We start from the raw sequence: 19,510 nt of genomic DNA, 5'->3' as shown, positions 1-19,510 counted from the left end.
ATCGGTTTGAGGGCTGGCGGCGACTCTGCGAGTGGTGGTGAGTTGTGCACCCTGGCGGCACCCCTCCGCCGTTCCGGCGTGGGCCGGACATGTGGCCGAGAGACTACTCTCTCCGTGGCGGCAGCGTCACGGACTGTGGCGATGAGGCTCCTGCGAACACCGGCGGTGCCCCATCTGCCCAGGGCCGTACCTGTTCGAGCTGGGCCGCCACCCGGAACAACAAGTCTTCTCGTCCGGTCCCAGCCACGAGCTGAGCGCCGATCGGCAGGCTGCTCACGGGCCAGGTCGGCACTGAGATCGCGGGCTGCCCGGTGATGTTGAACGGAGCCGTGAACACACCGAAGGGCACGATGCGCGCCAGCGCGTGCGACGGGTCGGGTGCGTCGCTGTCGATGTCGCCGAGGAGCGGTGGGGGTTCCGCCAGCGTCGGGGTGAGCAGCAGGTCGAAGCCGTCGCCGTCGGTGTCCCACCAACGGGCCATGCGCCGTGACCATGCCCTCGCGGTCTCCAGCGCTTCTACGTACTCGGCCGAGCTGATGCTGCGGCCGCGCTCGCACAGCGTCCAGGTAAGGGTCTCGACGTCGTCGGGACCGATCTCACGTCCGGCACGCGCCGAGAGGCGGTCGACATCGTGTGCGGTCGTGGTCGCCTGGATCGTGGTGAACGCAACGAGCGCGGCGAGGTCGTCGAACGCATCGGGACTCGCCACTTCCACCTCGTGACCGAGCTCTCGTTGGAGTACGGCAGCGAGGTCGTTCACCGCGTCCGTGCACACCGATGTGACCTCGGCGAGCTCACCAGGGGCTGTTGCCGCGCGTACGCCGATGCGAAGCGGCCCGACTTCGGCGCCTACCTCTTCGAGGAACGGCCGAGATGGAGGTGCCGCCGCATACGGATCGCCGGGCATCGCGCCCGCAAGCAGGTCGAGCACCGCCGCGCAGTCGCGCACGCTTCGGGTGATCACGTGCCGGACCACGAGGCCCGCCCACGTCTCGCCGTCGTCCGGGCCCAACGACACGCGTCCCCGTGTGGGCTTGAGTCCGAGGAGCCCGCACATGCTCGCGGGAATGCGGATGGAGCCCCCGCCGTCACCCGCGTGCGCGAGCGGCACCATGCCGGATGCCACGGCGGCCCCGGAGCCGCCGCTCGAACCACCCGCGCTGCGCTCGGCATCCCACGGGTTGCGGGTGGGCCCGTACGCGGTGGGCTCGGTGGTCGGGAGCAGTCCGAACTCCGGGCAGTTCGTCTTGCCGACGATCACGAAACCCGCCGCCTTCAGCTTGGCGATGAGATACGAGTCGTGGTCGGGGGTGGCGCCGATCTCCTTGAGCAGCCGGTTGCCGAGGTGGTACGGCTCGCCGGCGAGCGGCCCGTCGAGATCCTTCACCAAGATCGGCACACCGCGGAACGAGCGGCCGGCGGCGTGCGGTGCTTCCTCGCGCGCACGCTCGAAGCGTTGGTGGATCACCGCGTTGAGGGTGGGATTCAGCTGCTCGATGCGCGCGATCGCGGCGTCGACGAGCTCCAGTGGTGTGACGTCGCCCGAGCGAACGAGCTCGGCTTGTGCGGTCGCGTCGAGCAGCGCGAGATCGGTCACGAGTGGACGGTAGCGTTCGAACCGTGGGACGCGCGCCGGAACTCCGCACCGATCGGTTGTTGCTGCGACGCTGGCTGCCCGCCGATCTCGAGCCGTACGCCGCCCTCAACGCCGACTCTGAGGTGCGGGAGCATTTTCAGAGCACCATGACGCGCCAAGAATGCGAGTCCGAGATCGCGATCTTCGAGGAGCGGTTCGACGAGCACGGATACGGGCTCTGGGCGGTCGAAGTTCCGGGAGTCGCGCCGTGCATCGGGTTCATCGGGCTCGACCTCGCGACCTTCGATGCCCCGTTCACACCCGCGGTCGAAGTGGGATGGCGCCTTGCCCGCGACCACTGGGGCAAGGGATATGCGAGCGAGGGCGCGCGAGCGGCGCTGCAGTTCGGGTTCGACACGATCGGTCTCGACGAGATCGTGTCAGTCACCACACCCCGCAACGTGCGCTACCGGATCTCGCGCACGACCTCCGACGCGTCCTTGTCGTCTCGCAACCCGCGGTAGCGCGGCGCGCGGAGCATGCCCGCGCCCGTCCAGTTCTGGAAGCGGACGTCGACGACGAGTTCAGGCTCGACCCAGCGCGGGTGCGGGAGCTTCGGCGTTTGGTGGAACGGACTCGTTTCGCGCGCCAGCGGGACGACCTTCGTCTCCAGCTCGGTGCGTGTGCGTTCGTCGAGGCCGGATCCGACGCGCCCGGCATACCGCAGCGTGGCGTCGTCGTAGTAGCCGACGAGCAGCGAGCCGAGCCGGCCGTCGAGGCGTCCGGCGCCGGGGAGCCATCCGCCCACGACGAGCTCCTGACCCTGATGGGTCTTCACTTTGCGCCAGGAGTCGGAACGGCGGCCGGGTTGGTAGGTGCTGTCGAGGCGCTTGGCGACCACGCCCTCCATGTGGAGCTCATCGGCCGCGCGGAACACGGCGTGGCCGTCGCCGATGGTTGTGGGCGGGGTCTGCCAGTTGGGGCCGGCGAGCGCGAGCCGCTCGAGCAGCTTCCGCCGGTCACGGTACGGGAGCTCGCAGGTGGAGTGCCCGTCGAGCCACAGCACGTCGAAGAGCATGCACACGACCGGGCACTCCGCGGCGAGGCGGCGGGCAACCGACGCGTTGCCGACGTGCATACGCGGTTGGAGCTGCTCGAAGCTCGGATGTCCGTCGTCGTCGAGCGCGACGATCTCGCCGTCGAGCACCGCTTCGGTCTGCGCGAGCAGGTCCGCGAGCGCGCGCAGTTCCGGGAAGCGCGCGGTGACGTCGTTGCCCCGGCGCGACGTGAGCGTGAGCCGGCCGCCGTCGATCGTGAGGAGCACGCGCATGCCGTCCCACTTCATCTCGAATGCCCAGTTCTCGTCGTCTCGCGGCAACGTGATGGAGGCGGTCGCGAGCATTGGGCGGAGGTCACGCGGCACGGGTTCGCGCGTGGGGTCGGCGGGCGGGCTCATACGGTGGATCATCCACTGGCTGGCCTTGGTCTGGAACAGCGCGTACTTGCCGTCGACGCGCTTCCCGTGCAGCGTGACGATGACCTCGTCGTCGCGCAGCTTCTCAGCTTCGTACGTCCCCGCGTCCCAGATCGTCATCGAGCCCGCGCCGTACTGCCCTTTCGGGATCTCGCCGTGGAACGTGAGGTACTCGAGTGGGTGGTCCTCGGTGCGCACTGCGAGGTGGTTCGGCTTGTTGAGCATCGGGATGCCCTTCGGCACCGCCCACGACCAGAGCACACCCTCGTGCTCGAGCCGGAGATCCCAGTGGAGGCGGCGCGCGTGGTGTTCCTGCACGACGAAGCGCGGCTTGCGAGCTCGGCGCGGCTTCGTCGGCACGGGCGCCGGCTCGGGTGTGTTCGCGAAGTCGCGCCTCTCGCGGTAGTCGCGCAGCGGTTCCTTCGCGCGAGACGCCATCAAGCCGTGACGCGCCGCCGGAACGCAGCCACACCGTCGCCGATCAACGGCTCGAGACCCGCCGGGCGCCCGGTGAGCGCGAGCGCGAGTGCCCAGCCGGGGCCGGATACCTCCGGACCCTCGCCGTAGGCCCATCCGGTGTCGGTCGTCACGAAATGGAGACCGTCTACGCGGCCCTTCTTGACGAAGCCGCGCGTGGCTGCCCTCGTCATGAGGTAGTCGAGGACCGCGTTCACGTGGTCGGCGGGACGCTCGGTGGGAAGGCCGAGCGGCACCTTCATGTCGAGCCCGTGCACCACCGCGTCGGTGAGCGGCGCGCCCGCGCCGCCGCCCGGGGGCTTGAAGTGGTTGTCGGCGTTGTCGCGGATCTGGTGCACGAGAGCGTCCGTGGTTTGCTCCGCCAACCGCCGCGACGTGACGTCGGCGAACTTGTCGAAGTTTCCGCCGTGCCGGATCACGCCGATCATCGCTTTGGGCAGGCTCATCTCGAACGGCATCGTGAGGTGCCCGGCGACGACGCGCACCGTCCAACCCTCGCAGAGGCTCGGCGTCGCCCACTGCTCGGGGGTGAACCTCGCCATTGCGTCGGCGAGGTCGCGTCGCTCGCTCGCGATGATCGCCCAGGTCTCGTCCTCGGTGACAGCCATGGAGCAGACGCTACGCCGCGCGCGCCGGCGCCTCCAATGGGCAGGCACCAACACTTACGTGCGCGAGGTAGTGGTCGCGAAAGCGCGTGAGCGTGGAGCTGATGGGTGAAACGGTCGACGGGCCGAGCGCGCAGATCGTGGTTCCGGGGCCCATGCGCTTGCCGACGTCTTCGAGCAGCGCGAGGTCCTCGAGCCGTCCGTATCCGTGCACGATCCGGTACATGATCTTCTCGAGCCACGGCGCGCCCTCGCGACACGGCGTGCACTTGCCGCACGACTCCTCGGCGAAGAACCGCACGAGCCGCGCGGCAACACGGATCGGGCACACTGTGTCGTCGAGCACGACAAGCCCCGACGCGAGTGACGAGCCGGCGGCCGCGACGTCGTCGATGTCGAGGCGAAGATCGAGATGCTCCGGCCAGAGCCAGGGGAACGACGCGCCCGGGAAGAAGGCAGTGAAGGCGCGGTCGCCGACGATGCCGCCGCCGAGCTCGGGATCGAAGATGAGGTCGCGGAACGTCGTGTGATGCAGTTCGATCTCGTAGTTCCCGGGACGACGAACGCGGCCCGAAACGGAGAAAACCCGCGTACCGGTCGACCGCGCGCCCCCGAGAGCCGCGAACGCGGCGCCTCCATTGCGCACGATCCACGGCACCGTCGACAGTGTCTCGACGTTGTTCACGATCGTCGGCTGCGCGTACAGCCCTTGCGCCGCGGGGTACGGCGGCCGCACGCGTGGCATCCCGCGCTCACCTTCCAGGCTGGAGAGCAGCGCGGTCTCTTCGCCGACGACGTACGCGCCGGCGCCGCGGTGCGCGATGGCCTCGCACGAGAACGCGGAGCCGAGGATGTGATCGCCTACTGCGCCATGACGCCGCGCATCGGCGAGCGCATCGCGCACTCGGTCGTACGCGAGCGCGGACTCGCCGCGCACGTACACGATCACGCAGTCGGCACCCACCGCGTACGCACACAGCAGCGCGCCTTCGAGGAGCTGGTGCGGATCGCGTTCGAGCAACTGACGATCCTTGAACGTGCCCGGCTCCGACTCGTCGCCGTTCACCACGACGTAGGCGGGCCGCTCGTCTGCCAGGAGCCCCCACTTCTGCGCGGTGGTGAAGGCGCTCCCACCGCTGCGCCCCGTGAGACCCGATGCCTGGACCTCGGCCAGGACCTGCTCGGGGGTCATGTCGTGCACGGCGCGTCGCAGGGCGGCATAGCCGTCGGTCGCGAGGTACCGCTCGATCGTGTGCGCCGCCGGATCGTGCATCCGGCCAAACAGGACGTTCGGAACTGCCATAACCTTGTGAACACCTTCACATGGCGGCCCGGCGCTGTCAAACCGCTACCGTGAGCATGTTTGTTGGAGTGATTGCTCCGAGAGTGGAGACGCCCATGGATACCGTCATCAAATCGGGCGCCGACTGGCAGGTGGTCGACGCCGGCTACGGCGACATCCGCTACGAGCTCGCGGACGGGATCGCCAAGATCACGATCTGCCGGCCCGAGGTTCGGAACGCGTTCCGACCCAAGACCCTCTACGAGCTCCAGGACGCCTTCGAGCGCGGGCGCAACGACCGCGACGTGGGCGTCATCGTGCTCACCGGTGAGGGTCCGCTTGCGTTCTGCTCAGGTGGCGACCAGCGCATCCGCGGTGACGACGGCTACGTCGGCGACGACGGCATCGGGCGGCTCAACGTGCTCGACCTCCAGGTGCAGATCCGCCGGTTGCCGAAGCCGGTCGTCGCGATGGTCGCGGGGTACGCGATCGGTGGCGGCCACGTGCTCCACGTCGTGTGCGATCTCACGATCGCGGCCGACAACGCGATCTTCGGTCAGACCGGGCCGCGTGTCGGCTCGTTCGACGGCGGGTACGGCAGTGGGCTGCTCGCGCGCTCGGTCGGCCAGAAGAAGACCCGCGAGATCTGGTTCCTGTGCCGTCAGTACGACGCGCAGGACGCGCTCGCGATGGGTCTCGTGAACACGGTCGTGCCACTCGTCGACCTCGAGGTGGAGACGGTCCAATGGTGCCGCGAGATGCTCGGCCACAGTCCGCTCGCGCTGCGCATGATCAAGGCATCGTGCAACGCGGCCGACGACGGCCTCGCCGGCATCCAGCAGCTCGCGGGGGACGCCACGCTCCTCTACTACATGAGCGAGGAAGCGCAGGAGGGCAAGCAGGCCTACGTCGAGAAGCGCGAGCCCGACTTCGCGCGTTTTCCGAAGCGGCCCTAATTCCTTGCTCCGCTCCCACTCCGCTCCTTCCCCTCGCGAGCTCGCTCCATCCGCTCCGTTCGCTCCGCGGTGCTCGCTCGACTTCGCTCGCTCGCGGCAGCGAGTCGATGTGGTCTGAGATGACGACGGTCGGAGAGTGGGTCCAAGGAAGTAGGCCGCGGACACTCGGGGCGGCGGTGGCGCCCGTGCTGGTGGGCACGGCCGCGGCGGTAGCTGATGCCGACGGCGTGATCTGGTGGCGATTCGCATCGGCGATGGTCGTCGCGCTCGCGTTGCAGGTCGGGGTCAACTACGCGAACGACTACTCCGACGGCGTGCGCGGCACCGACCGCGATCGCAAAGGCCCACTGCGACTGACCGCGAGCGGGGTTGCGACGCCGAAGGCGGTCCGCAACGCGGCCGCGCTCGCGTTCGCAGTTGCCGCGGTCGTCGGTCTCGTGCTGTCACTCGTCGTCAACCCCTGGCTGCTGCTCGTGGGCGTCGCCGCCATCGCCGCCGCCGTGCTCTACACCGGCGGACCCGTCCCGCTCGGCTACCTCGGTGTGGGCGAGCTCATGGTGCTGGTGTTCTTCGGGTTCGTCGCCACGGTGGGATCTGCATACGTGCAGGTGGAGTACGTACCCGGCGCCGCGTGGTGGGGTTCGCTCGTCGTCGGTCTCCTCGCGTGCGCCATCCTCCTTGCCAACAACGTGCGCGACGTCCCCACCGACACCGCGTCCGGCAAGCGCACGCTCGCGGTACGGGTCGGCGCGCCCACTGCACGCGCGCTGTTCGTCGCCTGTTATGCCGGCTCGTTCGCCGCGGTCGTCGCGATCGGCATCACCCAACCCTGGGCGCTGCTCGGTCTCGGGGCGCTGCCGCTCGCGATCAAGCCGGTCCGGATCATGCGCCGGAGCACCGACCCGCCCTCCCTGGTCGCGGCGCTGGTCGCCACGTCGAGGCTCGAGGTCGTCGTCGCCGTTCTCGTGAGCGTGGGGCTGTGCCTCTCCTGACCGAGCACACGCTTCGGATCGGCGATCGCGTGGTCACGCTCGTCGAAGGCCCCGCGGGGTGGGGTGAGTGTTCACCCCTCGCGAGTTACCCGTCGGATCTCGCTGCATGTCGGCGGGCCGCAGAAGAAGCTGCGCTGCTCGGCTTCCCGCCGGCGCTGCGCGATGCGGTGCCGGTGAACGCGCTCGTCGACGGTCCTCGCTTCGATGGGGCCATGCTGCGCGAGTTCCCGGCCGTGAAGGTGAAGGTGGGATCACCCGGCGATGTGGAGTTGGTCGCCGCGGTGCGCGACGCGGTCGGACCGCGTGTCGCGCTCCGTGTCGACGCCAACGGCGCGTGGGACGTCGACACCGCGGTCGCCGTGATCGAGCGGCTGGCGCGCTTCGATCTCCAGCTGGTCGAGCAGCCGGTCGCTTCGCTCGACGACCTCGCTCGTGTCCGTGCTCGCGTCGAAGTCCCGATCGCGGCCGACGAATGTGTTCGCTCCCTCGAGGATGCGCGCCGACTGCGCGCGCTCGACGCCGTCGACGCGATCGTGCTGAAGCAGCAACCACTCGGAGGTGTCCGCGCGGCACTGGCCATTGCCGAGGAAGCTGGGGTGCCCGCGATCGTCTCATCGATGATGGAGACGTCGGTCGGCATCGCCGCCGGCCTCGCGCTCGCAGCCGCGTTGCCCGAGCTGCGGTACGCGTGCGGGTTGGCCACGCTGTCGCAGATCGCGGGTGACGTCGTGATCGATTCACTTGTGCCCGAACACGGCGTGTTGCCCGTGCGCACGGTCACGCCGGACGCGGCGCTGTTGGCGCGTTACCAGGAGGCGAGCAGTTGAGCGATGCCTTCCGGTCGTTCGAGGTGGCACGCATGGCCGGCGCCATCGACGATCTCGACACGCGCGTTCGGGATTGCTTCACCCATTCGGTACGCGATGTCGACGTACTTCGTGTCGAGCCCGCCGGCGACGATCAGCACCGGCATGGGCAACTCGCCCAGCCTGCCCCAGTTGTCCGGCTGCGTACCCTGACCCAGTACCAAGAGTTGGTGGGTCAGACGGTCCATCGTGTTCGCAGCTCGACGCTCCTCGATACCGGCTGCATCGCGAGGAAGCGAGGCGAACATCGGGTGCGCGAGCCAGTGTTCGAGGAACGCGTCCACACCATCTCGCTCGATCTCGTGCGTGAGCCGTTCGTCGCTCTCACGCCGCGCCGCGCGCTCGGCGTCGTCGGCGATACCCGCCGACGCGCTCACCAGCACGAGGCGCTCCACGAGCGCGGGCCGATCGAGCGCGAGTTGGAGGCACAGGCGGCCGCCCATGGAGTAGCCGACGTAGCTCGCATGACCTCCTGCGTCGCCCAGCGCGCGCGCGGTTGCGACGAAGTCGAGGTTGTCGGGGACCCGCAGCGCGGCCGCATCGTCGAGTGGGATCGGACCCCACGAGCGTTCGCTCTGCGTGAAGCCGTGTACGAGTACCCAGGTCACGCGGTGATCCTGTCATGACCCGCGACGCCGCAACCTCATTCGCGCGCACGCTGGTCGACGAGTGGGTGCGCAACGGGGTCACCGACGCATGCCTCGCGCCCGGTTCGCGCTCGGCGCCCCTCGCGCTCGCGCTCGCCGGCGACGACCGCGTCCGGCTGCACGTACATCTCGACGAGCGCTCCGCGTCGTACTTCGCGCTCGGCCGCGGCAAGGCCTCGGGCCGCCCCGCGGTCGTGCTCTGCACCTCGGGGACCGCCGCAGCCAACTTCCACGCCGCGGTCCTCGAAGCGCACCACTCGCGCGTGCCGCTGATCGTGTGCACGGCAGATCGCCCGCCCGAGTTCCGCGACGCCGGCGCCGGCCAGACCATCGACCAGCTGAAGCTCTACGGCAACGCCGTGCGCTGGTTCTGCGAAGCCGGCGTTCCCGACGATCGTCCGGGTGTCGGTGCGGAGTGGCGCTCGATGGCGGCGCGGGCGGTAGGGGACTCGTTCGGACCGCCCGCCGGGCCGGTGCACCTCAACCTTCCGTTCCGCGAGCCGCTCGTGCCGACCGGCGCGCCGCTCGTCGACGCACCGGGCCGCTCCCACGACCGCCCGTGGACGGCACGCGCGCCCGGTACCCGCGCACCGAGCGCGGCGATGCTCGACGCGCTCGCCGATCTGATCGGGTCCACGCCTCGTGGGCTCGTCGTCGCGGGATGGGGCGCAGGCGTGCGAACGGAGACACTCATGCGGTTCGCCGAGGTGACCGGCTGGCCCGTCCTCGCCGATCCCATCTCCAACCTGCGGGTACCCGGCACCGTCACCACGTACGACCCGCTGCTCCGCAGCGGCGACTTCGCGAGCGCGCATCGTCCGGATGTCGTGCTGCGCATCGGCGGGCCGCTCACCAGCAAGGTCTCGATGCAGTGGCTGGACCCCGACGTCGGCCAGGTCTTGGTCGATCCCGACGGCGCGTGGCTCGACCCGCACCATGCGGTGAGCGGCCGGATGCTCGCCGACGCCGAGCTGCTCCTCGACGCGCTCACACCCCAGCTTGCCGGTCTCACGATCGACGACGAATGGAACGAGTCGTGGCGCTCCGCGGACGTGTCCGCGCGCGCGGCGATCGACGGTCTCATCGACGGTTGGAACGAACCATTCGAAGGGCGCATCGCCCGTGACGTGGTGGCGGCGATTCCCGACGGCGCGTCACTCGTTGCCGCGTCGAGCATGCCGGTGCGCGACGTCGAGAGCTTCGCCGCGGCGCGGACCGGGCTCACGCTGCTCGCCAACCGCGGCATCAATGGCATCGATGGCTTCGTGTCAACGGTTCTCGGCATCGCTGCCGGTTCGGACGGTCCGACGGTCGGGTTGCTCGGCGACCTCTGTTTCCTGCACGACAGCAACGGCCTGCTCGGCGCGCGCGACCGAGGTCTCGATGCCACCTTCGTCGTGGTGGACAACGACGGCGGGGGCATCTTCTCGTTCCTATCCCAGGCCGATCTTCCCGAGCATTTCGAAACCCTTTTCGGCACGCCGCACGGCATCGACCTTGCTGCGCTGGCGCGAGTGCACGGCCTCCCGGTCATGGAAGCGACCACAGCGGCAGACGTCGCGCCGGCGGTAAGTGAGGCCGCGGCGGGCGGGGGCGTGCGCGTCGTGCTCGTGCGTACCAACCGCGCCACCAACGTCACCCGGCACCGCGAGGTGTGGTTGGCGGTCGCGGACCGCGTGAGTTGACATTTATTTAGGTAGATGGCTAAATAACGGGCCCATGGCCGAAGAGACCGTCATCTGCCGTTATCTCGTCCGTCCCGACCGAGAGGACGAGTTCCGCGAGCTGCTTGCCCGGCACTGGCCCACGCTGCACGAGCTCGGGACGGTCACCGACCAACCAGCGATTGCCTACCGCTCGCTCGCCGAGCCACCCACGTACGTGGAGATCTTCACGTGGGCCGAAGGCGGTTTCCAGCGCGCGCACGAGCACCCGCGGGTCATCGCGATCTGGGAACCGATGGAGCTCTGCCTCGAGGACCGCGGCGAGCTGCCGAAGTGGGAGTTCCTCCACTTCCGCCAGGTGGCAACGACCTGACTACCCGCGGACAACGAGAGCTCGACGACATTGAAGTGGTCTTCGGCGCGCTCGCGCACGCGTCGCGGCGACAGATCCTGCTCGTGCTCCACGCCCGTGGAGGTGAGATGACGGCCGGCGACATCGCGGGGCGCTTCGCGTGCTCGTGGCCGACGACGACAGGGCACCTCCGGGTGCTCGTCGACGCAGGCTTGATCACCGTGACCCGTCGCGGCCGGGAGCGTGTCTATGCGCTCGACGTAGACCGCCTGGACGCGGTTGCTGCCGAGTGGTTGGGCAACTTCGCCGCGTAGTTGCGTTACGGTCGTACGAGGGCCCGGAGCATCGGTTCGAGCTTTGCCTGGGTCTCGGCCCACTCGGCGTCGGGCTCCGATCCGGTCACGATCCCCGCGCCCGCAACGAGACGTGCGCGCGAACCGTCGAGCTCGGCGCCGCGGAGCGCGATCGCCCACTCTCCATTTCCGCGGGCATCGACCCAACCGACCGGCCCGGCGTAGCGGCCCCGATCGAATCCTTCGAGGGCGCCGATCGCTTCGACGGCGGTCTGCCTCGGTGTGCCGCCGACGGCCGGGCTCGGATGCAACCGCCGTGCGATCTCGAGCGCGCTCGGAGCAGGCGCACGTAACCGTCCGCTCACGCGCGTCGCGAGGTGGGCGACGTGACCGAACACCGCGACCTCGGGAACCGTGCCTGCATCGAGCTCGTCGCAATACTCCTCGAGGGTTTCGACGATCGCGTCGACGACGAACCGATGTTCGCGGTGGTCCTTGACCGATGCGGCCAACGCGCGTAGCGAGGCGTCGTCGCCGTCGGCAACCGCAGTCCCGGCGACCGGCAGCGACTCGACTTCGTCGTCGATGCGACGCACGAGCAGCTCGGGGCTCGCGCCGACGAGGCCCTCTGACGCGTATACGAAACAACCTGGCTGTTGCGACACGAGCCGACGGACGATGGCGCGAAGGTCGAATGGCGTATCGGCCTCGATCATGACCTCCCGCGCGAGCACGACCTTCTCGAGCTCCCCGCTGCCGATCGCGGCGAGCGCGGCCTGCACCATGGCGCGCCACTGCTCGCGTGATCGCGGGGCGACGACCGAGAACCGTGTGGGCTGGGTTCGCGCGTCGACTGCGTCGGACGGCCGCGGCTCGATCTCCGTGACCCACGCGCAGCCGTTCAGCTCGCCGACGACCCGCGCCGGGACCACCAGCTCGCCGCCGGCGGCAGGGTCGAAGGGCAACCCGCCCACCGCGAGCGCACCGGTGCCCGGGAGGCCGAGTGGATCGTCGGTCTCGATCGCGGCGAGCGCGGCCGCGACGTCGTCGGGCGCGAGACGCGCCGCGACACCTGACGCCACGATCCGCGTCTTGTGGTGAAGCCACGCGAAGCCTTCGGCGTCGACCGCGGCGATCAGGTCGCCACCCGGGTCGAGCTCCCTCGTGACGGCGCGCAGACGCGCGGGTGCCGGGGTGGTGGTCATGCGCGGGTTGCCGTGAGCACGAGGACGGAGCCGCCGGTGAGCGTGTGATTGCGCGCCTCGGTGAAGCCGGCTTCGCCGAGCGCGTCGACGAGCACGGGCGGCGACGGGAGGTAGGCCGTGGACTTCGGGAGGTACGAGTACGCGTCGGGGTCGTGTGCGAGCGCGCGGCCGAGCAGTGGTACGGCGCCGCGGAACCAGATCGTGTTCCCGGCGCGGAGCAGCGGGTTCGTGGGCACCGTGGCGTCGAGGGCGACGAACCGGCCGCCGGCGCGGAGCACGCGCGCGATCTCGCTGAACACCGCCGTGAGCTCGACGAAGTTGCGGAGCGCGAACCCGCAGACGACGCCGTCGAAGCTGCCCTGAGCGAACGGAAGCTGCGCGGCGTCGCCTCGCACGAGGGCGGCGCCCGTGTGTGCAGCGGCGAGCATTCCGGCCGAGTAGTCGACGCCGACCGCGCGGTGTTCACACGCTGCAAGGTCGTTGCAGAGATCGCCGGTTCCGCACGCAAGGTCGAGCACGCGCGATCCCGCCGGCAACCCGAGCTCTGAGACGGTGTGCCTGCGCCAGCCGCGGTCGAGGCCGAGCGAGATCACGCGATTCATACGGTCGTACCGCGGCGCGAGTCGGTCGAACATCTGCTCGACCGTGCGGTGCTTCTCGTCGCCCTCCGGCAACGAGCCGTCGCGTCGGAGCGCGGCCATGAAGCTCATACCTGCTCCCATCCGGGCTCGTTGCTTGCTGCGGCGAGCTCGGTCGCGTCGCCGACGGCTTCGAGGTGCTCCTGCGCGACTTCGAGCAGCACGCTGCGGAAGTGGTGCGCGACGAGCGTGGTGACTGTGGGAAGCAGCGTGCGGAACGCCTCGACGAGACGCTCCGCCTTCTCGTCGTCGGACAGCTCCGAAGCCTGGAGTGGATGACGCACGTGCGCGTCGAACATCTCGACGGCATCACTCGCGATCGCACGCGTCGACTCATGGTGGCGACGCGCGAGCGCGAGCAGGTCGTTCAGTGGGAAGCCCGCCTCGAGCAACCGCAGGCCGGAACGCAGCACGTCGACGTCGTCGACGGTGTAGCCGGTGCGCCCGTCGCGCCGCTGCGGGACGAGCAGTCCCTCGCGGACAATCGCCTCCACCAACGGAGCGGGAATTCCGACGCGCGTGGCGAGGTCGTCGAGGTCGAGTAGCTCGGCGTCGCCCTGCTGCGCGCCGGCAACCGCGGCTGCGAGCGGCGCGTCGGTCGCGTCGAGCTCGCCGTCGAGGAGCCGCCGGATGACTGCGAGCGAGAAGCCCTGGCGCTGGAGCTCCTTGATGCGGCCGAGCCGATCCTCGTGATCGGCGTCGTACCACGCGACGCGTCCCTCGCGGCGGGGAGGGGGGAGGAGGAGGCGCTTCTGGTAGAAGCGGATCGTGTCGACGGAGACGTCGGCGCGGCGGGCGAGCTCCTCCACACGGATGGCCCCGGCGACTACTTCCATGAGCAACCATTCTAGGAGCAGTTGCTCCCGCGGTCACTTCCCCAGCCAATTCCCCGGCGCGAGGCCTGACGTCAGGCGGGTGGCTCGGCGAGCTCTCCGCCGGTCTCCGGACTGCTGCGGCGCCCGGCCGCCCCGGCCCGGGCCTTCTCCGCCGAGTAGAGGACCAGCAGCATGAACACCACGGCGACGGCGAGGGCGAGGTCGGTGCTCGCCTGCTCCGACACGTGCTCCGCCGACCAGGATGCGAAGCCGTAGAAGAGCAGCGCGAGCAACACGTTGTGCACGAACTTCCCGAGAAACAGTGGCAGCGCGGCTCGCCGCATGCCGTAGCGGACGAGCGCCAATGGCATGACGACGGTGGTGTCGGGGAGCGGCGAGGCCGCGATCCCGAAGATCACGAACGTGGTGAGCCGCGGCCGGCGATCGACGTTCCTTGCCATCCAACGGAACACCCGCCCGTCCGGCGGAGTGGGGCTGCGGCCCACGAGCGCGTCGGCCACCTTGTATCCGGCAAGTGCCCCGATGCCCGCGCCGAGGCCCGATGCGACACCGAGGAGCATCATGCCGGCGAAGCTGGCCCCTCCGAGCGCGGCCGAGAGCAGCGGAAGTGTGTACGGGATCTGGATGATGATCGACGCGTTGGCGACCAGTGCGAGGAAGAAGACGCCGATGCTTCCGAGCCCGGCGAGCCAGTCCACACCACTCTTCACGGTGTTGTTCACGCCCGAGAACGCGTCGGCAATGTGCAGCGCGATGAACAGAATCATGACGAGGATCGTGATGATCGCGTACTTGAGCTCGATCGATACCCGTCGCGCGCGCTGGATCTCGGGTTCGTTCATCCGGCCCCAGTTTCCCACGTCAGGAGCGAGCGGCCGCGGGCCGGGTATCCCGGCTCGCAGCGAGCGACGCATGATCAGGTCTGCCAGACGGGGGCGCGCTTCTCGGCGAACGCGCGGGCTCCCTCCACCGAGTCGGGCGACGCGTACACCTCCCGCGAGAGCTCCGCGCTCCGCTTCCAGCCCTCTTCCTCGGTGAGATCACCCGCTTCGCGCACCATTTGCCGCGTGTTGCGGACCGCGAGCGGCGAGTTCGCGGCGATCTCGTTCGCGAGGCCGACGGCGGTGTCGACCACTTCCGCCACGGGTACCACCCGGTTCACGAGCCCGACGGAGTACGCGCGCGCCGCGTCGATCGTGGTACCGACGATCGCGAGCTCCATCGCGAGCGCGAGCGGGACGCGCCGCGGGAGACGGATGAGACCTCCGCCGCCGGCGAAGAGGCCCCGCTTCACTTCGAACAGTCCGAACCACGCGATGTCTGCGGCGACGATGAGATCGCAGGCGAGTGCGATCTCGAACCCGCCGGCCACTGCCGTGCCGTTGACGGCGGCGATGATCGGCTTCGGGAAGTCGCGCGTCACGATGCCGGCGAAGCCCCCGCGCTCGGTGACGAAACCCCGCGAGTCGCCGGCAGCGACCATCTTGAGGTCTGCGCCTGCCGAGAAGACGTCGCCGGTGCCGGTGAGGACGACCACTCGGACGGCGGAGTCGTGCTCCACGCCGTCGAGGGCCTCCTCGATGCCGTGCGCGACCTCGTCGTTGATCGCGTTCTTTGCTTCCGGCCGGTTCATGCGGATGATCTCGACCTGGTCGCGGCGTTCGCGCACGATGCTCATCGGACCCCCCTTGCTGTTCACGGCCTGCTCGCGGACCCTACCAGTGACCCCCCTCGGGCATCGGCGGTAGCGTGGATGGAAACAGACACGCAGACACCACACACGTAGACCAGATTCGTAGAGAGGTTCGGGGATGGCGGAGACACGCAAGGTCGGGTCGCTCGACGTAACTGTGGCAGGGCTCGGCTGCAACAACTTCGGGATGCGCATGGACCAGGAGCGCACCCAGGCCGTCGTCGACGCGTCTTTCGACGCCGGGGTGAACAACTTCGACACCGCCGAGAGCTACGGGGGAGGGAAGTCGGAAGAGTTCCTCGGCCGCGCGCTGGGCAGCCGTCGAAGCGGTGCGGTGATCACCACCAAGGTCAGCGGGTTCGGCGCGCCCGAGGGCGTTTCGGGGGGTAGCCCGGAGTGGATCGCACAGGCGATCGACAACAGCCTGCAGCGGCTCGGCACCGACTACATCGATCTCTATCTCCTGCACATGCCCGATGCGAATACCCCGATCGGCGACACGCTCGAGGCATTCGGCAAGCTCGTCGCCGCGGGCAAGGTGCGCGAGATCGGCTGTTCGAACTTCTCGGCCCAGATGGTCGAGGAGGCTGCTGCCGCGGCCAAGGAGTTGGGCGCGCCGCAGTTCGTGAACGTGCAGAACCACTACAGCCTGCTCGATCGCACTCCGGAGGCCGAGGTGATCCCCGCGTGCCAGAAGCTCGGCATCACGTTCATGCCGTACTTCCCGCTCGCCAGCGGAGTCCTCACCGGCAAGTACAAGCGTGGCGAGGCGGCGCCCGAGGGCACGCGCCTGGCAGCGTGGGGTGATCGCGCGAACGCGATGCTCTCCGACGAGCGCATGGATGCGGTCGACCGTCTTGCCGCGTACGCGAAAGACCACGACCACACGCTCCCCGAGCTGGCGCTGTCGTACCTCGCGGGCACGCCGACGGTCGCCAGCGTCATCGCCGGCGCGACGTCGCCCGAGCAGGTGAAGGCCAACGCCGCCGCCACGACCGCGTGGGTGCTCACCGACGCCGAGCGCGCCGAGGTGCGCGAGCTCGCGAACGTCGGCGGCTGACCGAGCGGACGGGAGAGGTGTGGAGCGCGTCGCCACGATCACGCTCGCACCCGGCCCGTTGGCCGACGTGCGCGCGCCCGCGTGCGCGGAGCTGCTCGCCGAGCTGACACGCCTCGCTGCCGACCCACCGCGCGCGTTGCTGCTCGACGCGAGCAACGGCGCGGGAACCGACGAGCCACGAGCGGTCACGCCCAAGGGCCTCACCGATCCTGCCACGCTGCTCGCCGCGTTCCCTGCACCGACCATCGCGGTGTGGGACGGTCCCGCGGTCGGTGCCGGCGCGGAAGTGCTCTTGGCGGCCGATGTTCGCGTGGTCGGAGAGCAGGCGACGATGCAGTTCCCCGAGGTCGGGCGCGGGGAGCTGCCATGTTGGGGGGGGACCCAACGACTCACCCGCGCGGGTGGTGTCGCGCTCGCGCTCCGCATGCTCGTCGTCGGCGAGGTGGTGGACGCGCGCGGGCTCGAGCGCAGTGGGATCGCGGTGTGTGGCAATGACCCGCGCGCGCATGCGGAGGAGCTCGCCACTCGGCTCGCGGCCGGCGCGCCGCGCGCGCAAGCAGCGGCGCGTGAGGCCGTCTTACGTGGGCGCGACCTCACCATTGCCGACGGGCATCGCCTCGAGTCCGATCTCAACCTGCTGCTCTCGACCACGCGTGACCGAGCCGAGGGGATCGCCGCCTTTTTCGAGAAGCGTCCACCGGAGTTCGAGGGCGAATGACCGCCCTCACCACGAGAGAGCCCGGTGTCGCGATCGCGCGACGCGCGGCGCGGGAGCTGTGCGACGCATTGGGTATTCCGTTGCTCCGGCCGGCACGGCCGGGTTCTGTCGGCCTGCTCCCGCCGCCGATCGTCCTGCGCGCCGCCGACGGCTGGGTGCACCCGGGCCCGCCCACCGCGTGGGACGACTTCACGGCGATGGTGGACGCACTCGGTGGCGATCTCTCGACGCTCGCCGCCGAGGCGGTCGACGCCGAGGCGGGTGCGTGGCGCCTTCCGGCGGTCGCGGTGCGCGCCGCGCCTGCGGCGGCGCCACGGGTTCTCTTCCCCGACGCGCGGGTGCAACTCGGCGGTGCGCGGGTCGTCGTGCTCGGCGCCACCTGGGCCGCACCGCTCACCGGGCTCGTGCTCGCGACACTCGGTGCGCACGTCGTGCGGGTGACGCATCCGAGCCGTCCGGATCCGTTCCCGTTACGCGACGCGCTCATGCGCGATCAGGAGGAAGTGCCGCTCGACCTCGGCGACGATGCCCAGCGCGACCAGTTCGAGGAGCTGCTCGACGGCGCGCATCTCCTCGTTGACGGCACCACGCCCCGCGTGCTCGCGAACGTCGGGCTCGCCGATCCGCCGTTGTCGGTCGTACGGATCTCTGCGTTCGCGCACGAGGACCGGCCGGGGTACGGGGTCGCCGCGGAGTGCCGCGGCGGTTGGGCGTCGCGGTACGACCCGCCGCGCCTCGGGCGCTCGTCGGTCGCCGATCCGGTGGCCGGGCTGCTTGCCGGGCTGGTCGCCGCAAACGTGCTCTTGTCCGGTCGCGATCGCGCGCGTGAGCGCGTGTCGCTCGAAGACGCGGTGGGGCACCTGTTCAGCGTGGAGGCGCGCGGTGGCTGACCGGCTGCACGTGTCCGCGCGCGGTGCGATCACCGAGATCGTTTTCGATCACCCGCCGATCAACATCTACGACGTCGCGACGCGCGACGAGCTGTGCGACGTGCTGACTGGTGTCATCGCCGACCCGGGCGTCCGGGTGGTGGTGTTCAGCGCGGCAGGTGATCACTTTTCCGCCGGCGCCGATCTGAAGGAGTTCGGCACCGCGCCGTCAGTGTGGGCGATGCGCGATGCGCGATGGGGCAGAGATGTGTGGGGCCTGCTGCGCGCGGTCGCGGTGCCGATGCTCGCGTCGATGCACGGGTACGCGGTCGGGTTCGGCTTCGAGCTCGCACTGCAGTGCGACTATCGCCTCGCGGCGGACGATTGTGTCGTCGCACTCCCGGAGGCGGGCGTCGGCATGATCCCCGCAGGTGGCGCGTCGCAGACGTTGCCGCGGGTGGTCGGTACCAGCGCCGCGCTCTCGACGATCCTCCTCAGCGACCGCATCCCCGCGCACGACGCGCTGGCGCGCGGATTCGTCGACGAAGTCGTGCCGCGCGCCGACCTCCGCGCGCACACCGACGAGCTTGCCGACCGGATCGCCGTCCGACCGACCGCAGCGGTCCGGGCCGCCAAAGCGCTGGCGTGGGCCGCTCTCGACGTCCCGCTGGCGGAAGGCATCGCCCGGGAACGGGACTTTGTCGCCGTTCGGCGAAGATTGACCATCGTCGACACGCAGGTCGTGCCGTAGCGGGAGATCAGCGCGCGTAGCCTGCGCCTCATGCCCGTCCAAGAAGGACCCGTTGGTCCGTTTCCCGCAGGCAAGGACCCCGACGAGTACGACCGGTTGCGCCGTCGGGTGTTATGGACGATGCCGAGCGGAATCTACGTGCTGGGCTGCACCGACAAGGGCGAGCGCCGCAACGGCATGACGCTCAACTGGGCGACGCAGGTGTCGTTCGCCCCCAAGATGCTCGCAGTGGGGATCGAGCTCGGTGCGCTGACGCACGAGCTCGTGTCCGAGGGCCGCGTGTTCAGCCTGAACCTCATCGACCGTGAGGACCGCGCCATCGTGCGCAAGTTCACCAAGCCGGTCGAAGTCGACCTCGCCGCGCACACGCTGAACGGCTTTCCCTTCCATGACGGCCTGTCGGGCGCGCCGATCCTCGACCAGGCCGTCGCCTACCTCGACTGCGAGGTGCGCGAGTCGGTCTCGGTGGGTGAGCACACGCTGTTCCTGGGCGAGATCGTCGACGCCGGCTTCCAGAAGCCCGAGGACACCCCCGTCCTCAGGATGGAGGACACCC

The 19,510-nt window shown here is 69.8% G+C and carries 22 protein-coding genes; 12 read left to right on the top strand and 10 right to left on the bottom strand.

Annotated elements, in window-relative coordinates:
• Positions 1-103: 103 nt before the first annotated feature.
• Complete coding sequence (locus WD271_03735; protein MEX1006937.1) at positions 104-1,597, bottom strand: amidase; 1,494 nt, start codon at positions 1,595-1,597, stop codon at positions 104-106.
• Positions 1,598-1,620: 23 nt separating this feature from the next.
• On the opposite strand from WD271_03735, the gene WD271_03730 reads away from it, so the two are divergent.
• Positions 1,621-2,100 (top strand): GNAT family N-acetyltransferase, encoded by a 480-nt coding sequence (locus WD271_03730; GenBank protein ID MEX1006936.1) that lies wholly within the window; start codon positions 1,621-1,623, stop codon positions 2,098-2,100.
• Here WD271_03730 and ligD read toward each other — a convergent pair.
• The 3 genes from ligD to WD271_03715 are packed head-to-tail and all read right to left on the bottom strand — an operon-like array spanning position 2,043 to position 5,435.
• Positions 2,043-3,488 carry a non-homologous end-joining DNA ligase gene (ligD, locus tag WD271_03725; protein ID MEX1006935.1) on the bottom strand — a complete coding sequence of 482 codons (1,446 nt, stop codon included), beginning with the start codon at positions 3,486-3,488 and terminating at the stop codon, positions 2,043-2,045. The genes WD271_03730 and ligD overlap by 58 nt on opposite strands.
• Entirely contained in the window at positions 3,488-4,135 is a 648-nt protein-coding gene (locus tag WD271_03720; GenBank protein MEX1006934.1) for a maleylpyruvate isomerase family mycothiol-dependent enzyme, read from the bottom strand. Before WD271_03720 ends, ligD begins: the two co-directional genes overlap by 1 nt.
• 10 nt (positions 4,136-4,145) lie before the next feature.
• Positions 4,146-5,435, bottom strand: a complete 1,290-nt coding sequence (locus WD271_03715; GenBank protein MEX1006933.1) for an NADH-ubiquinone oxidoreductase-F iron-sulfur binding region domain-containing protein — start codon at positions 5,433-5,435, stop codon at positions 4,146-4,148.
• 95 nt (positions 5,436-5,530) lie between these two features.
• On the opposite strand from WD271_03715, the gene menB reads away from it, so the two are divergent.
• From menB to WD271_03700, 3 genes are all read left to right on the top strand, one after another.
• Positions 5,531-6,370, top strand: coding sequence for a 1,4-dihydroxy-2-naphthoyl-CoA synthase (menB, locus tag WD271_03710; GenBank protein ID MEX1006932.1), 840 nt, complete (start codon positions 5,531-5,533; stop codon positions 6,368-6,370).
• Between the two features lie 119 nt (positions 6,371-6,489).
• Positions 6,490-7,362: a 1,4-dihydroxy-2-naphthoate polyprenyltransferase gene (locus WD271_03705; protein MEX1006931.1), complete on the top strand. Its 873-nt coding sequence runs from the start codon at positions 6,490-6,492 to the stop codon at positions 7,360-7,362.
• Positions 7,350-8,189: an enolase C-terminal domain-like protein gene (locus tag WD271_03700; protein ID MEX1006930.1), complete on the top strand. Its 840-nt coding sequence runs from the start codon at positions 7,350-7,352 to the stop codon at positions 8,187-8,189. Before WD271_03705 ends, WD271_03700 begins: the two co-directional genes overlap by 13 nt.
• Here the strand turns inward: WD271_03700 and WD271_03695 are convergent.
• Complete coding sequence (locus tag WD271_03695; protein MEX1006929.1) at positions 8,168-8,836, bottom strand: alpha/beta fold hydrolase; 669 nt, start codon at positions 8,834-8,836, stop codon at positions 8,168-8,170. The two genes, WD271_03700 and WD271_03695, sit on opposite strands and share 22 nt — an antisense overlap.
• Before the next feature lie 14 nt (positions 8,837-8,850).
• Here WD271_03695 and menD point away from each other — a divergent pair, with 14 nt between their 5' ends.
• From menD to WD271_03680, 3 genes are read left to right on the top strand one after another with little or no spacing between them, the layout of a single operon-like run.
• Positions 8,851-10,560, top strand: a complete 1,710-nt coding sequence (gene menD / locus WD271_03690) for a 2-succinyl-5-enolpyruvyl-6-hydroxy-3-cyclohexene-1-carboxylic-acid synthase (protein ID MEX1006928.1) — start codon at positions 8,851-8,853, stop codon at positions 10,558-10,560.
• A 34-nt stretch (positions 10,561-10,594) separates the two neighbouring features.
• Positions 10,595-10,912: a hypothetical protein gene (locus tag WD271_03685; GenBank protein MEX1006927.1), complete on the top strand. Its 318-nt coding sequence runs from the start codon at positions 10,595-10,597 to the stop codon at positions 10,910-10,912.
• Positions 10,873-11,205, top strand: a complete 333-nt coding sequence (locus tag WD271_03680) for a metalloregulator ArsR/SmtB family transcription factor (protein MEX1006926.1) — start codon at positions 10,873-10,875, stop codon at positions 11,203-11,205. The genes WD271_03685 and WD271_03680 overlap by 40 nt, the downstream gene beginning before the upstream one ends.
• Positions 11,206-11,210: 5 nt before the next feature.
• Here WD271_03680 and WD271_03675 read toward each other — a convergent pair whose 3' ends face one another.
• The 5 genes from WD271_03675 to WD271_03655 all read right to left on the bottom strand — a co-directional run bounded on the left by WD271_03675 (position 11,211) and on the right by WD271_03655 (position 15,541).
• Positions 11,211-12,389: an isochorismate synthase gene (locus WD271_03675; protein ID MEX1006925.1), complete on the bottom strand. Its 1,179-nt coding sequence runs from the start codon at positions 12,387-12,389 to the stop codon at positions 11,211-11,213.
• The gene (locus tag WD271_03670) at positions 12,386-13,111 is read right to left on the bottom strand and encodes a ubiquinone/menaquinone biosynthesis methyltransferase (protein ID MEX1006924.1); all 726 of its coding nucleotides are present in this window, start codon (positions 13,109-13,111) and stop codon (positions 12,386-12,388) included. Before WD271_03670 ends, WD271_03675 begins: the two co-directional genes overlap by 4 nt.
• The gene (locus WD271_03665) at positions 13,096-13,863 is read right to left on the bottom strand and encodes a MerR family transcriptional regulator (GenBank protein ID MEX1006923.1); all 768 of its coding nucleotides are present in this window, start codon (positions 13,861-13,863) and stop codon (positions 13,096-13,098) included. Before WD271_03665 ends, WD271_03670 begins: the two co-directional genes overlap by 16 nt.
• A 71-nt stretch (positions 13,864-13,934) precedes the next feature.
• The gene (locus WD271_03660; protein ID MEX1006922.1) at positions 13,935-14,705 is read right to left on the bottom strand and encodes a hypothetical protein; all 771 of its coding nucleotides are present in this window, start codon (positions 14,703-14,705) and stop codon (positions 13,935-13,937) included.
• A 74-nt stretch (positions 14,706-14,779) separates the two neighbouring features.
• Positions 14,780-15,541 (bottom strand): crotonase/enoyl-CoA hydratase family protein, encoded by a 762-nt coding sequence (locus WD271_03655; protein ID MEX1006921.1) that lies wholly within the window; start codon positions 15,539-15,541, stop codon positions 14,780-14,782.
• Between the two features lie 133 nt (positions 15,542-15,674).
• On the opposite strand from WD271_03655, the gene WD271_03650 reads away from it, so the two are divergent.
• The 5 genes from WD271_03650 to WD271_03630 all read left to right on the top strand — a co-directional run.
• Positions 15,675-16,616: an aldo/keto reductase gene (locus WD271_03650; GenBank protein MEX1006920.1), complete on the top strand. Its 942-nt coding sequence runs from the start codon at positions 15,675-15,677 to the stop codon at positions 16,614-16,616.
• A gap of 19 nt (positions 16,617-16,635) precedes the next feature.
• Entirely contained in the window at positions 16,636-17,334 is a 699-nt protein-coding gene (locus WD271_03645; protein MEX1006919.1) for an enoyl-CoA hydratase-related protein, read from the top strand.
• Entirely contained in the window at positions 17,331-18,224 is an 894-nt protein-coding gene (locus WD271_03640) for a CoA transferase (GenBank protein ID MEX1006918.1), read from the top strand. Before WD271_03645 ends, WD271_03640 begins: the two co-directional genes overlap by 4 nt.
• Entirely contained in the window at positions 18,217-18,954 is a 738-nt protein-coding gene (locus tag WD271_03635) for an enoyl-CoA hydratase/isomerase family protein (protein MEX1006917.1), read from the top strand. The genes WD271_03640 and WD271_03635 overlap by 8 nt, the downstream gene beginning before the upstream one ends.
• 30 nt (positions 18,955-18,984) lie before the next feature.
• The coding region (locus tag WD271_03630) for a flavin reductase family protein (protein ID MEX1006916.1) at positions 18,985-19,510 on the top strand (526 nt) is incomplete at its 3' end.

This window comes from Acidimicrobiia bacterium (assembly GCA_040880805.1).
GTDB lineage: Bacteria > Actinomycetota > Acidimicrobiia > IMCC26256 > DASPTH01 > DASPTH01.
The sequence above is the reverse complement of the archived record's forward strand: the minus strand, read 5'-3'. Positions and strand labels throughout refer to the sequence as shown.